This is a genomic window from Pseudomonas sp. B707, assembly GCF_022496685.1.
GTDB classification, from domain to species: Bacteria; Pseudomonadota; Gammaproteobacteria; order Pseudomonadales; family Pseudomonadaceae; genus Aquipseudomonas; species Aquipseudomonas paraglycinae.
In genome coordinates this window covers 1-12796 of sequence record NZ_WTVE01000023.1, presented here as the reverse complement: position 1 = coordinate 12796, position 12796 = coordinate 1, and the positions used below count along the sequence as shown (strand labels likewise).

The following is a 12796-nucleotide window of genomic DNA, read 5'->3' as shown; positions in this document are numbered from 1 at the left end:
ATGACCGCGGCCATTCAACGGCGACTGGATCTTCCAGAGCCACCCGCGCTGGCACAGCGCACCGAACTGCATCCCGAACTGAACCGCGCTCATGTGCGTTTCGTCGGGCTCGGCAAAACCTACGACGGCAAACAAGGCCCGGTCGCTGCCCTGCAAGGCATCGACCTGGCGATCCAGCGCGGTGAAGTGTTCGGCATCATCGGCCGCAGCGGCGCCGGCAAGTCGTCGCTGATCCGCACCATCAACCGCCTCGAACAACCGACCTCGGGCCGGGTGCTGATCGACCAGGTGGACATCGGCGAATACGACGAGGATCGCCTCGTCGCCCTGCGGCGGCGGATCGGCATGATCTTCCAGCACTTCAACCTGATGTCGGCGAAAACGGTGTGGCAAAACGTCGAACTGCCGCTGAAAGTCGCCGGCGTTCCGAAGGAACAGCGGGAGAAAAAGGTTCGTGAACTGCTGGAACTGGTGGGCCTGCAAGCCAAGCACACGGCGTATCCGGCGCAGCTGTCCGGCGGGCAGAAACAGCGTGTCGGCATCGCCCGCGCGCTGGTGCATGACCCGGACATTCTGCTCTGCGACGAAGCCACTTCGGCACTGGATCCGGAAACCACCCAGTCGATCCTCGGCCTGCTGCGCGAGATCAACAAACGCCTGGGCCTGACCATCGTGCTGATCACCCACGAGATGGCGGTGATCCGGGAAATCTGCGACCGCGTCGTCGTGCTCGAACATGGCCGCATCGTCGAGCAAGGCCCGGTGTGGGAAGTGTTCGGCAATCCACAGCACGAGGTCAGCCAGACCCTGCTCGCACCGTTGCAACACGCTTTGCCCGAGGAGCTGCAAAGCCGTTTGCAGGCGCAACCGTCGTCGTCCGATGCGTCAGTTGTGCTGCGTTTGCAGTTCACCGGCAGCCAGCAGGATGAGCCGGATCTGGCCGCGCTGTTCGCCGCGCTCGGTGGGCGGGTGAAATTGCTCCAGGGTGGCGTGGAACGGATTCAGGGCCACGCGCTCGGGCAACTGCTGCTGGCGGTAGCGGGCTCAAAGCTGAACGCCGAGGAATTGCGCCAGCGTGCCAGCCAGTGGGCACAACGCACGGAGGTGCTGGGTTATGTGGTTTGATCGCTTGCTGCAGGGTTTTATCGACACGTTTCTGATGGTCGGCGTGTCGTCGCTGATCGCGTTGCTCGCCGGGATTCCGATGGCGGTGATTCTGGTCACCAGCGACAAGGGCGGGATCTACGAAGCACCGGTGCTCAATCGCGCGTTGGGTGCATTCGTGAACCTGTTTCGTTCGATCCCGTTCCTGATTCTGATGGTCGCCCTGATTCCGTTCACCCGTTTGATCGTCGGCACCACCTACGGCGTGTGGGCGGCGGTCGTGCCGTTGACCATCGCGGCCACGCCGTTCTTTGCGCGGATCGCCGAAGTGAGCCTGCGTGAAGTCGACTACGGCCTGATCGAAGCCGCGCAGGCCATGGGCTGCCGGCGCTGGCACATCGTCTGGCATGTGCTGTTGCCCGAGGCGCTGCCGGGGATCGTCGGCGGTTTCACCATCACCCTGGTGACGATGATCAACTCCTCGGCCATGGCCGGAGCGATTGGCGCCGGCGGTCTGGGCGACATCGCCTATCGCTATGGCTATCAGCGCTTCGACAGCCAGATCATGCTGACGGTGATCGTGCTGCTGGTGGCGCTGGTAGCGCTGATTCAGCTGGGTGGCGATCGTCTGGCTCGAGGGTTGAACAAGCGCTGAATGGCATGGCGTATAGTCGGCAAAATCCTTTGCCGGCGCAGTTCGACCATGAAGCAGACCCCCACCGATCTGGAACAGATCACCTCTACCACCCTCGGCCACTACAACTCGGTGGCCGAGGACTTTCGTGAAGGCACCCGCGATCACGATGTCAGCCAGAACATCGACGCCCTGTTGCGGCACATCCAGGCTGAGGCGCCGTTTTCCATCCTCGATTTCGGCTGCGGGCCGGGGCGCGATTTGCAGACATTCACCCGGATGGGACACGTCGCCGTCGGCCTCGACGGCGCGGAGAAATTCGCGCAGATGGCGCGAGAAGACAGTGGCTGTGAAGTGTGGTGCCAGGACTTTCTGAAGCTGGATCTGCCGGCAGAACGCTTCGACGGGATCTTCGCCAACGCGGTGCTGTTTCATGTGCCGTTGCAGGAATTGCCTCGGGTCTTGAAGCAGTTGCACGGGACATTGAAACCGGGCGGCGTGCTGTTCAGCTCCAATCCGCGTGGGGATAACCGTGAAGGCTGGAACGGGCCGCGTTATGGCTCGTATCACGATCTTGAAGCCTGGCGCGGGTTGTTGACCGCTGCCGGGTTCGTCGAGCTGGAACATTACTACCGACCGGCGGGGCTACCGCGTGAGCAGCAGCCCTGGCTGGCGAGTGTCTGGCGCAAGACCTGAGACTCAGGGCCCCGTCTCAACCTGAAAGTAAGCTGGCGCTTGCTCGGGCGAGCGCACAGTGATGCTCCGTGCGGGCAATGTCAGCCCCTGCACCTCACGCGCCTGCACATCAAAATTGGCCAGCAATCGCGTGCCGTCTTCAAAGGATGTCTGCTGAACCAGCCGGTCCGCACTCAACCATTCGAAACCGGTGAGCGCCTGAGTTGCCAGACGTTCATGCAAAGGCCGGAAGAACGCATCCTGACGGGCAATCTGCGGCAATCGCTGCGCAAGCGTATCGACACTGAGGTGATACAGCGGCGCAACGTTGTAGAGAAGCTGAGCGAGCTCGTTGTCCGCCCGAACGTTGGTCAATTTCAGGCTATCGAACAGCCAATGGTGGGACGTGATCACCGAGCCATGAAAAACCGCTTGGTACAGCGGTAAACGGCTGGCCGGATCAAAGTGAATACGCCGCAACGACTCTTTGATCGGCACAGGTTTGAAGAAAACCTCTGGCTGCTCCGGCGGATACCACTTGCCTGCGAAGTATCTGGATTTGGGGCTCTTGCTCATCTCGACATCACCCCAACCGATCACCGGTGTCTGCATGCCATGGGCGAACAACACGCCTTGCGCGGTCGTTGCGTTGCCATCTTCTGAACCGGTGGGCAGTTTCAATACTTCATTGATCCAGCGTGATGCGCCGATGTTGCCTTCAGCATTTTGTGCCTGGGTCATCGTTGCTCCGGGACGGTAGCTGTCGAACAGCATGCCGGTGGCATAGGCATCGAGAAACCAGCTGTTGAAACCGGCGGCGTCGCGAATCGCTTCGACGCGCTGCTCAAGCAGCGGTCGCACGCAACGGGGGTCGGTGTAATGCCCAGATTGCTGGAAACCGCTTTTCAACGTTCCGTCGCCCTTCACGATTGCGCACTCAAGATTCGCCTTGTCCCCCAGATGTGCCGTGGTCCAGTCAGGGTTCTCGCTGCGGCTCAGCGCCGTCTCATAGGAATCGTACGGCGCGATCAGATAACCCGCCGCCACGCCGGCCTTGATCGTCTCGGGGTGCCAGAGGCCACCCTCCCAGCCTTCACCCAGTCCCAACCACAAACGGGACAGCCCGGCGTTCTGTAATTGCTTGATCGTATCCAGTGACAAGGTGCTGCCCCAGCGTTCGGGTTCGGGCATCAGCGCCTCACCGAGGTCGGCTGCCACTTGTGCGCGTACATCAGCGTAACCTCTGACCAGAGCCTGCATGTCCGGCACGGCCCGGGCCTGCCAGGTCTTGCGCGCCAGGGTATTCAGGGCGTGGTTGAGACCGCGCAACAGCACTTTTTTCTGATAACCGTTCAACTCCCCGCCAATGGCAAGGATCTGCAACGCCTCACGATCCATTCCCGCTTTCAGCCCACTGGCCAGCGAGCCACCACCGCGCAAGGTGTCAAGCAGCACGGGCCAACTGCGCACATCTTTGGCCCCCAGCAGATCGTTGCCCCAAAGGTACAGATGATTGGCACCCAGCAGCCGCTTCGCCTGAGGCGTTTTCTCGAATTTGCTGCTCAGAGTTTCATAGCGACCGTTATCGATCAGCCATTGCCGGTAGCGTTTGGCACCAGCCAACGGGTCGTCCGCCCCGAGGAACAGCGTGAACGTCAATGGTGCGGACGGATCGAGTGAGGTGAAGCGATGCCGGGCGGAAAGTGCCAAAGCCTCGCTTTGGGCACTGAACAACAGCCGATTGTTGAAGGGATTGGTCATCAGCCAATGCAGGCTGAATCCGTCATGCTCAACACCCCAGAGCGGCAGGCTCAGATCCTGAGTGGTATTGAATTCGCCCTGACTCAAAAGGAATTCCTGCCACACCGGATCGCCACGCGGCACATAGTGCCCCTCGGCCAGGGGCCAGATCAGTCCCTTGCCCATCACGCTGGCGGGCTGACGAAGAAATTCCAGTTCCGCGGGTTCACGCGCGGTGATCGAGAAGGACAGATCATGTTGATCCAGGCTCGCGCTTAGGATCCAGGCCCCGTCATCCCATTGCCAATCGATGCGATCACCACGCCTGATCAAGTGGCTGACCTTATGTGCGGCAACGCCCGCCGAGACCTGCACCGTCGCATCGTTTGCAGGCGTGACACGGACAGCCAGCGTTGCCGGATCGAGTTGCACGTGCCACAACGAGTTTTCCAATAATGTGTCGGCCCAGGACAGGGACGACAGGCATAAACCGGCAATCAGCAATAGCGCGCGCAGCCAGCAGGTAACGGTAAGCATCAGACGTCCCTTCTCCTAAAGGAGGAGGGACGTTAACCGAATACGCCGACGCTGTAAGTCAGGCCCTTCGCAAATATGTAACAAGCGCAATCACTTTGCCGATGGCGAAGCGTCCTTCTTCGGCTCGCGAATCTTGTACCAGGCCACGTACAGCGCTGGCAGAAACAGCAGCGTCAGCAGGGTCGCAATCACGATCCCGCCGATCATCGCGTAGGCCATCGGCCCCCAGAACACTTCCCGGGCGATCGGGATCATGCCCATGCTCGCCGCGGCGGCGGTCAGCAGGATCGGGCGACGGCGGTGTTCGGTGGCTTCCACCACCGCATCCCACGGCGCGTAGCCTTTGCGCTCGAACTCGTCGATCTGGGTCACGAGGATCACCGAGTTGCGGATGATGATGCCGATCAACGCCAGGATCCCGAGGATTGCCACGAAGCCCATCGGCGTACCGGTCGGCACCAGCGCCAGCACCACGCCGATCAGCCCCAGCGGCGCGACACTGGCCACCAGGAACAGCTTCTGCACGCTGTGCAGCTGGATCATCAGGAAAGTCGCCATCAAAAACAGCATCAACGGCAGCACTTTCGCAATCGGCCCTTGGGCCTTGCCACTCTCCTCGACCGTACCGCCGGTGGCGACCTTGTAGCCAACGGGCAGTTTTTCGGCGAACGCGTCGATGGACGGCTTCAACAGTTTCACCAGATCGGTCGGCTGAATCACGTCACGCACCGACGCCTTGATGGTGATGGTCGGAAGGCGATCACGACGCCACACCAGCGGCTGTTCCAGCTCATAACGAACCGTGGCGAAGGCCAGCAGCGGAATCGACGTGCCGTTGGGCGTGACGATCTGCAGGTTCTGCAGGGTTTCCGGCGTACCGCGTTCCGAACTCACTGCGCGACCGACCACATTGATCAGGTAGATGTCGTCGTTGACCTGGGTCAGCGGCGCGCCACTGACGATGCTGTTCATCAGGTTCGCCACGTCTTCGGACGACAGCCCGAGCTGGCGCGCCTTGTCCTGGGCGATGTCGATTCGCAGGACCTTGCCCGGCTCGTTCCAGTCGTAAATGATCTCGCCGATGTGCTCGTTCCTGTCCAGTTCAGTCGCCAGGTCGATGGCGTGCTTGCGCACCTGGTCGATGTCCTTGCCGCTGATCCGGTACTGGATCGGACGCCCCACCGGCGGACCCATTTCCAGCGCCTGCACGTAACTGCCGATGCCGACGAAGTCCTTGTGCAGCCGTTCGCGCAGGCGCTGGCTCAGGGCCTCGCGGGCTTCGAAGTCTTTGCTGACGATCACCAGTTGCGCGTAGTACGGGTTCTGCAATTGTTGGTCGAGTGGCAGGTAGAAACGGATCGCACCCTGACCGATGTAGGTGCTCCAGCGCACGATGTCCGCGTCGCCCTTGAGCGTGGCCTCGAGCTTGTCGACGGCCTTGCGGGTCTCGTCGATTGACGCGTTTTGCGGCAGGTTGAGGTCGACCAGGATTTCCGGTCGATCCGAGGACGGGAAGAACTGATTCTGCACAAACCGCATGCAGAACACTGCCAGTACAAACAACAGCACGGTGATGCCGATGGCCCACCAGCGATTGCGCATGCACCACAGCAAACCGCCATTGAACGCCCGGCCAACGCGCCCCGGTTCGGCCTCATGGGCTTTCACGTTGGTACTGAGAATGTGCACGCCGATCACCGGGGCGAAGAACACCGCCACAATCCAGGACACGATCATCGCCACGGCAATCACCGCGAACAGCGTGTAGGTGTACTCGCCGGCAGAACTGGCGTTGAGCCCGATGGGGACGAAACCGGCGACCGTCACCAGCGTACCGGTGAGCATCGGGAACGCGGTCGAGGTGTAGGCGAACGTCGCGGCCTCCTCCTTGCTCTCGCCCATTTCCAGGCGCGTGACCATCATTTCCACGGTGATCATCGCATCGTCCACCAACAGGCCCAGGGCGATGATCAGAGCACCGAGGGAAATCCGCTGCATGGTGATGCCGCTGTACTCCATGAACACAAACACCATCGCCAGCACCAGCGGGATCGAGCACGCCACCACCAGCCCGGCGCGCACGCCGAGGCTGATGAAGCTGACCACCAGCACGATCACCACTGCTTCGAACAACGCGCTGGTGAAGCCGCCAACGGCTTCCTCCACCACCACGGCCTGATCGGACACTGTGTGCACACCCACGCCAACCGGCAGATCCGCCGTCAGTTCATCGATGCGCTTGTGCAGGGCCTTGCCAAACTCCTGGACGTTGCCGCCCTTCTGCATGGCAATCGCCAGCCCGATCGCCGGTTTGCCGTCGAAACGGAATTCCGGCGTGGCCGGATCGGTGTAACCGCGAGTGATGTCGGCGACGTCTGCCAGGCGATAGAAGCGGTCGTTGAGCTTGAGATTGACCTCGGCCAGGTCTTTCTCCGAAGCGAACTGCCCCGAAGTCCGCACGGAAATCCGCTCCGGGCCCGCCTCAATGACACCGGCCGGAGTCACGGCGTTCTGCGATTGCAGGCTCTGCACCACCTGGCGCTGATCAATGCCCAGCGCCGCGAGTTTGCGGGTGGAGAAGTTCAGGTAAATCACTTCGTCCTGCTGGCCGATCATTTCGATCTTGCCCAACCCCGGCACATTGCGGATCTCGGCCCGCGCCTGTTCCACGTAATCGCGCAACTGGCGCATGGTCAGGCCGTCGGCGGTGAAGGCGTACACCGAGCCGAACACGTCACCGAATTCGTCGTTGAATCCCGGCCCCTGAATCCCTTGAGGAAACTGCCCGCGAATGTCGTCGATCTTCTTGCGCACCTGGTACCAGATTTCCGGAATATCCTTGGCGCTGGTGGTGTCGCGCAGGTACACGTACACCGTCGATTCGCCGGGGCGCGTGTAGCTTTTCACGTAGTCGAGGGAATCGAGTTCTTCGAGTTTTTTCTCGATGCGGTCGGTGACCTGCTTGAGGGTTTCTTCCTGGGTCGCGCCCGGCCATTTGGTCTGGATCACCATGGTCTTGATGGTGAACGACGGGTCTTCCTCGCGCCCCAGATTGAAGTAGGAGAACACCCCCATGAGCAATGCGACGAACATCAGATACCAGACGAAAGACTGATGCTTGAGGGCCCATTCGGAGAGATTGAAAGAGCCTTTCATTGACTGTCCTCGTCAAGTTTCACGGATTGTCCGGGTTTGAGACTGTTGACGCCGGCGCTGACCACACGCTCGCCGTTCTTCACGCCCCCCGCAAGTACAACGCTGCTATCGGTGCGGCTGATCACGCTGACGTCGCGCGGGTTGACGGTTTTGCTCTGGGTGTCGATGACCCAGATCCGCGCTTTTCCGTCGACCTCCTGCAACGCGGTGACGGGCAATTCGATACGCGGCTTGATCGCCGAGCTGAGGGTGACGCTGATCGCGGTGCCGAGGCGAAAGCCGTCGGGCGTATTGGCCAGGGTCAACCGTGCGCGGCGGGTGCGCGTCGCACTTTGTGCCTGGGGTTCGATCTCGCGCAGGGTGGCCGTGGTGTTGATGCTCGGGTCGAGCTGCCCGGCCACCAGAAACACCACGTCAGGAGGTATCTCATCGACCAGGGTGTCCGGCAGATCGATCACGGCTTCCTTGATATCCGGTTGCGCCAGGGTCACCACCTGCTGGCCCGCCGTCACCACTTGTCCGGCCTCGGCGTTCCACGCGGTGACCACCGCCTTGTGGTCGGAGCGTAGCTGGGTGTAATCGAGTTGATCCTTGCTCTGGTTGACCGCCGCCCGCGCCTGATCCAGCGAAGCCTGGGTGGTTTTCAGGTCCGTCATGGCAATGTCCAGTTGCGCCTGCGCGCCGACACCACGGTCGAACAGCGCTTGCTGACGGCGGGCATTGGCCTGGGCGTTGATCAGCTGTGCCTGAACCCTGGCCAGGTCGCCCTGGGCCGAACGCAACTGGTTCTGCTGGTCGGTCGGATCGAGGGTAGCGAGCAGCGTGCCCTTCTGCACCTCGGTACCGACATCGACGTTACGACTGGCAATGCGCCCGCCGACACGAAAACCGGTGTTGCTTTCATAGCGTGCCTGAATGCTGCCGGCGAAACGCCCGAGGTTTTCCTCGCTCATCGCTTCGACCTTGACCGACAACACCGGCCGTACCGGCTCCGGCGGTGGCTCGCTTTTCGAGCAGGCGGCGAGCAACACGCCAATGGATAACAGCCCCAGACGCTTCATGGCTGTGCTCCCGGTTGCAGATCCTTGTAGGTGTTTTCGGCAATTTCGACCTTCATGCCCGGATGCAGCAACTGCCCACCCGCGACAATGACTTTTTCCCCGCCCTTGAGGCCCTCGCTGATGATGACCTTGCCGATCAGATAGCGGCTGACGGTGACGTTGTGCAACTGCGCTTCGCCTTTATCGTCGACCATCCACACGGCTGGATCGCTGACGTTCTTGGTCAGCGCCGACCAAGGCAATTCAACCGCCGACTTGCCGGTGCCCTTGGCCGTGGCGCTCACCACCGAGCCCAGTTGCATCCCTTGCGGCAGGCTGTCGAGGCTGACTTTGACCTGCACCGTGCCGGATTGCGCGGACACCGCCGGGGTGATTTCGCGCACGGTGCCGGTGGTCTTGATGGCGGGGTTGTCGAGCAGGCTGACGACGATCGAACGCTCCGCCGGACGTTCGGCCAGCAGGGATTCATAAACGTTGAACACGGCGTCGCGGTCGCCGTCACGGGCCAGGCTGAATATCGGCGCCGTAGCCTGAACCACCTGGCCGACTTCGGCCTGACGCTCGGTGATGACGCCGGGTGCATCGGCGATCAGCGAGGTGTAGCTCAATTGATCCTTGGCATTGGCCAACTGCGCCTGGGCTGCACTCAAGGCACTCTGGCTGCTGCGCAAGGCGGCCTGCGCGGAATCGTATTCGCTCTGGCTGGTGTAGCCCTTGGGCAACAGTTTCTGCTGGCGAACGAACGCGGCGGCGCTCTGTTTGACCCGCGCCTGCTCGGCCACTACCTGAGCCTGGGCGGAATCGACGTTGGTCTGCAAATCCTTCGGATCGAGCTTGGCCAGCACTTGTTTGGCCGAGACACGATCACCGACATCGACCATGCGCTGGATGATCTTGCCGCCGACCCGGAACGACAGTTCGGTCTGCACCCGTGCCTGAACATCGCCGGTGAGGGTCACGGCGGCGGCGTAATTGGCGGGGTTGACCTCCTGCACGAAGACCCGGGGCAGGTATTCCGCAGGGGCCTTTTTCTCGCCGCAGGCGCTCAATAAAGCGAACAGACTCAGCATGACCGCTGTTTTCAATCCGGGACTCGCCATGCAGACTCCTTCCTGTGTACGAACGTGCAAGTGACGATACGACTGTGAGCTTAGAACAGGGTTCAACCTTCGTCCGGGCGATATATGCATTTCTGTGCAGCGAGTATCCTGATCCGGATTTCGGGGCACCCAAGAAGGATTTTCATGCTCAAGACCCTCGCGGTGGCCAATTACCGCTCGATCAATAAATTGGTGATTCCGCTGGGCCGTCTGAACCTGATCACCGGCCCCAACGGCAGCGGCAAGTCCAACCTTTATCGGGCGCTGCGGCTGCTGGCGGAAACCGCTCAGGGCGGCGTGGTCAATGCGCTGGCCCGTGAGGGTGGTCTCGACTCGACCTTCTGGGCCGGACCGGAAACCATCAGCCGGCGCATGCGCAACGGCGAGGTGCCGATCCAGTCCACCGTGCGCCAAGGTGTGAAACGCCTGCGCCTGGGCTTTGCCGGGGAGGACTTCAGCTATTCGATCGCCCTGGGATTACCGGAGCCAAGCCTCTCGTACTTTTCCCTCGACCCGGAAATCAAAAAAGAATGCATCTGGGCCGGACCGCTCTATCGTCCGGCCAGTCTGCTGGTGGATCGCGACGGGCCGATGATCCGTACCCGTGAAGGTCGTGGCTGGGATGTTCTGGCGCAATACACGCCGAACTTCGACAGCCTGTTCGATCAGGTCGGCAGCCTGCGTACCTCGCCGGAAGTTTTCCAGATGCGTGAGTTCATCCGCCGCTGGCGCTTCTACGACCACTTTCGCAGCGACGCCGACGCCCCGGTGCGCCAGCCGCAACTGGGCACGCGCACGCCGGTGCTACATCACGACGGGCGCGATCTGGCGGCGGCGTTGCAGACCATCCGCGAGATCGGCGATCCCGAGGCGCTGCAGGCGGCGATCAGCGATGCGTTTCCCGGTGCACGGCTGAACATTGCGCCGCTGGCAGGCGGACGCTTCGCTATCGAGTTCTTTCAGGAAGGATTGCTGCGGCCGTTGTCGGCGGCGGAACTGTCGGATGGCACGTTGCGCTATCTGCTGCTGGTCGCCGCGCTCCTGACGCCACGCCCGCCGTCGCTGATGGTGCTGAACGAACCGGAAACCAGCCTGCATCCGGATCTGCTGCCGGCGCTGGCGCGCTTGATTATCCGGGTGTCGGAGCAGTGTCAGGTGTGGGTGGTGTCCCATGCCCGGCGATTGATTTCGGCGTTGCAGGAAGACCCGGAATGCAATTGCATCGTGCTGGAAAAAACCCTCGGCCAGACGGGGATCGTCGGGCAGAGGGTTCTGGATGAGCCGGCGTGGAATTGGCCTGATTAGGTGTGTCAGTTGGAGAGCCCCTCACCCTAACCCTCTCCCGGAGGGAGAGGGAACCGATTGGGGAAAGCTCAAGAGTTACGCCGACCTGAAAGTGCTTCTGTGAATCCATAATCGACTCGGTGTCTCAGGTCGATGTAACTCTCAAAACACCTCGGTCGGCTCCCTCTCCCTCCGGGAGAGGGCTGGGGTGGGTAAAGACCGGGTACATCCTTTACGTTTGAGACCGGGGACATGGTTTACAGGTATCAATCATGGTCAGGAGGTGCTGACCATGCCCTGGAATCAAGAGTCCCCGATGGATCAACGAGTGAAATTAGTCAGTGACTGGCTCAGTGGCAGCTACACCAAGAGCCAATTGAGCCGGCGTTATGGGGTCAGCCGGCCAACCGTCGATAAGTGGCTGGATCGGTATGCAGCGCTCGGTGTGGATGGCTTGAAAGAGCAATCCCGCAAGCCTTTGAACTGCCCTCATCAAACCCCGGATGAAATCATCGCCACATTGCTGGCCAAGAAAAACGAGCATCCGGATCGAGGTCCCAAACAGATCATTGATCGCCTGCGAAAGTCCGATCCACAGATCCCATGGCCGGCCGCGAGCACTGCTGGTGAGTGGTTGAAGAAGGCTGGCTTGGTCATTGCGCGGCGCCCTTATCCTTTGCGCCCGCGTGCTCCGACGCATTTACGCCCGGCCGATGAACCCAACCAGACCTGGTGTGCCGACTTCAAAGGGCAGTTCAGGATGCAGGACGGCAATTGGTGCTATCCGCTGACCATTACCGATCAGATGAGCCGCTATCTGCTGCTCTGCCGGGCGCTGCCCGGCACGCACAGCGAGCCGACGCGACAGGGATTCGAATGGGCTTTCCGGGAGTTTGGATTGCCGGACGTAATCCGCACAGATAACGGGGCGCCTTTCGCATCGACCGGTTTGGCGCGGCTGTCGAAGCTGTCCGTCTGGTTCATCAGGCATGGCATCCATATCGAGACAATCACACCAGGGCGTCCTGACCAGAACGGTCGACACGAACGGATGCACCGCACCCTCAAAGCAGCGGTACTGCGAACACCTGCGGAAAATCTCGTACGCCAGCAGCTGGCCTTTGAAGAGTTCGTTCAGGACTTCAACCATGATCGACCACACACCGCACTGGGCATGAAACCGCCGGCTTCCGTATACAGACCTTCGTTGCGCCCGTATCCGGGCTACTTGCCCGCGGTCGAATATGGCCCTGAGGTTGAGGTACGCAAGGTTCGTTCGAACGGCGAGTTCAAGTGGAAGGGGCAACGAATGTTTTTGGGCGAGGCGCTGATCGGCGAGGACATCGCGCTGAAGGAAGTGGCTGATGACGTGTGGGAGCTGTACCTTTGCAACTTCTGTTTAGGCAGGCTTGAGCGCGGTGCCAACCGCGTATCAAGCCTGTAAAAGGTGTAAACGATGTCCCCGGTCTAATGTGTAAAGGATGTACCGGTCTCTACAGTGAGGG

The 12796-nt window shown here is 61.1% G+C and carries 9 protein-coding genes; 5 read left to right on the top strand and 4 right to left on the bottom strand.

Annotated elements, in window-relative coordinates; genetic code table 11:
* From GQX66_RS10470 to GQX66_RS10460, 3 genes are read left to right on the top strand one after another with little or no spacing between them, the layout of a single operon-like run.
* A complete protein-coding gene (locus GQX66_RS10470) occupies positions 1–1125 on the top strand; it encodes an ATP-binding cassette domain-containing protein (RefSeq protein ID WP_129973806.1) in 1125 nt (374 codons plus the stop codon).
* Positions 1115–1759 carry a methionine ABC transporter permease gene (locus GQX66_RS10465; protein ID WP_007952752.1) on the top strand — a complete coding sequence of 215 codons (645 nt, stop codon included), beginning with the start codon at positions 1115–1117 and terminating at the stop codon, positions 1757–1759. The genes GQX66_RS10470 and GQX66_RS10465 overlap by 11 nt, the downstream gene beginning before the upstream one ends.
* A gap of 48 nt (positions 1760–1807) precedes the next feature.
* Positions 1808–2434: a class I SAM-dependent methyltransferase gene (locus GQX66_RS10460; RefSeq protein WP_240868715.1), complete on the top strand. Its 627-nt coding sequence runs from the start codon at positions 1808–1810 to the stop codon at positions 2432–2434.
* Positions 2435–2437: 3 nt separating this feature from the next.
* Here GQX66_RS10460 and GQX66_RS10455 read toward each other — a convergent pair whose 3' ends face one another.
* The 4 genes from GQX66_RS10455 to GQX66_RS10440 all read right to left on the bottom strand — a co-directional run bounded on the left by GQX66_RS10455 (position 2438) and on the right by GQX66_RS10440 (position 10007).
* On the bottom strand, positions 2438–4690 hold the full coding sequence (locus GQX66_RS10455; protein WP_240868712.1) for a glycoside hydrolase: 2253 nt from the start codon (positions 4688–4690) through the stop codon (positions 2438–2440).
* A gap of 90 nt (positions 4691–4780) precedes the next feature.
* On the bottom strand, positions 4781–7846 hold the full coding sequence (locus tag GQX66_RS10450; protein WP_240868709.1) for an efflux RND transporter permease subunit: 3066 nt from the start codon (positions 7844–7846) through the stop codon (positions 4781–4783).
* Positions 7843–8907, bottom strand: a complete 1065-nt coding sequence (locus tag GQX66_RS10445) for an efflux RND transporter periplasmic adaptor subunit (protein ID WP_240868706.1) — start codon at positions 8905–8907, stop codon at positions 7843–7845. The genes GQX66_RS10450 and GQX66_RS10445 overlap by 4 nt, the downstream gene beginning before the upstream one ends.
* Positions 8904–10007, bottom strand: coding sequence for an efflux RND transporter periplasmic adaptor subunit (locus GQX66_RS10440; RefSeq protein ID WP_085608591.1), 1104 nt, complete (start codon positions 10005–10007; stop codon positions 8904–8906). Before GQX66_RS10440 ends, GQX66_RS10445 begins: the two co-directional genes overlap by 4 nt.
* A gap of 144 nt (positions 10008–10151) precedes the next feature.
* On the opposite strand from GQX66_RS10440, the gene GQX66_RS10435 reads away from it, so the two are divergent.
* Both GQX66_RS10435 and GQX66_RS10430 read left to right on the top strand, forming a co-directional pair.
* Complete coding sequence (locus tag GQX66_RS10435) at positions 10152–11312, top strand: AAA family ATPase (protein ID WP_240868703.1); 1161 nt, start codon at positions 10152–10154, stop codon at positions 11310–11312.
* Positions 11313–11583: 271 nt separating this feature from the next.
* Positions 11584–12735, top strand: a complete 1152-nt coding sequence (locus GQX66_RS10430; protein ID WP_074690342.1) for an integrase core domain-containing protein — start codon at positions 11584–11586, stop codon at positions 12733–12735.
* Positions 12736–12796: the final 61 nt, after the last annotated feature.

Bases quoted from the DNA above. Each gene is read 5' to 3' on its own strand.
- GQX66_RS10470 (WP_129973806.1), top strand. From the start codon at position 1: ATGACCGCGGCCATTCAACGGCGACTGGATCTTCCAGAGCCACCCGCG.
- GQX66_RS10465 (WP_007952752.1), top strand. From the start codon at position 1,115: ATGTGGTTTGATCGCTTGCTGCAGGGTTTTATCGACACGTTTCTGATG.
- GQX66_RS10460 (WP_240868715.1), top strand. From the start codon at position 1,808: ATGAAGCAGACCCCCACCGATCTGGAACAGATCACCTCTACCACCCTC.
- GQX66_RS10455 (WP_240868712.1), bottom strand. From the start codon at position 4,690: ATGCTTACCGTTACCTGCTGGCTGCGCGCGCTATTGCTGATTGCCGGT.
- GQX66_RS10450 (WP_240868709.1), bottom strand. From the start codon at position 7,846: ATGAAAGGCTCTTTCAATCTCTCCGAATGGGCCCTCAAGCATCAGTCT.
- GQX66_RS10445 (WP_240868706.1), bottom strand. From the start codon at position 8,907: ATGAAGCGTCTGGGGCTGTTATCCATTGGCGTGTTGCTCGCCGCCTGC.
- GQX66_RS10440 (WP_085608591.1), bottom strand. From the start codon at position 10,007: ATGGCGAGTCCCGGATTGAAAACAGCGGTCATGCTGAGTCTGTTCGCT.
- GQX66_RS10435 (WP_240868703.1), top strand. From the start codon at position 10,152: ATGCTCAAGACCCTCGCGGTGGCCAATTACCGCTCGATCAATAAATTG.
- GQX66_RS10430 (WP_074690342.1), top strand. From the start codon at position 11,584: ATGCCCTGGAATCAAGAGTCCCCGATGGATCAACGAGTGAAATTAGTC.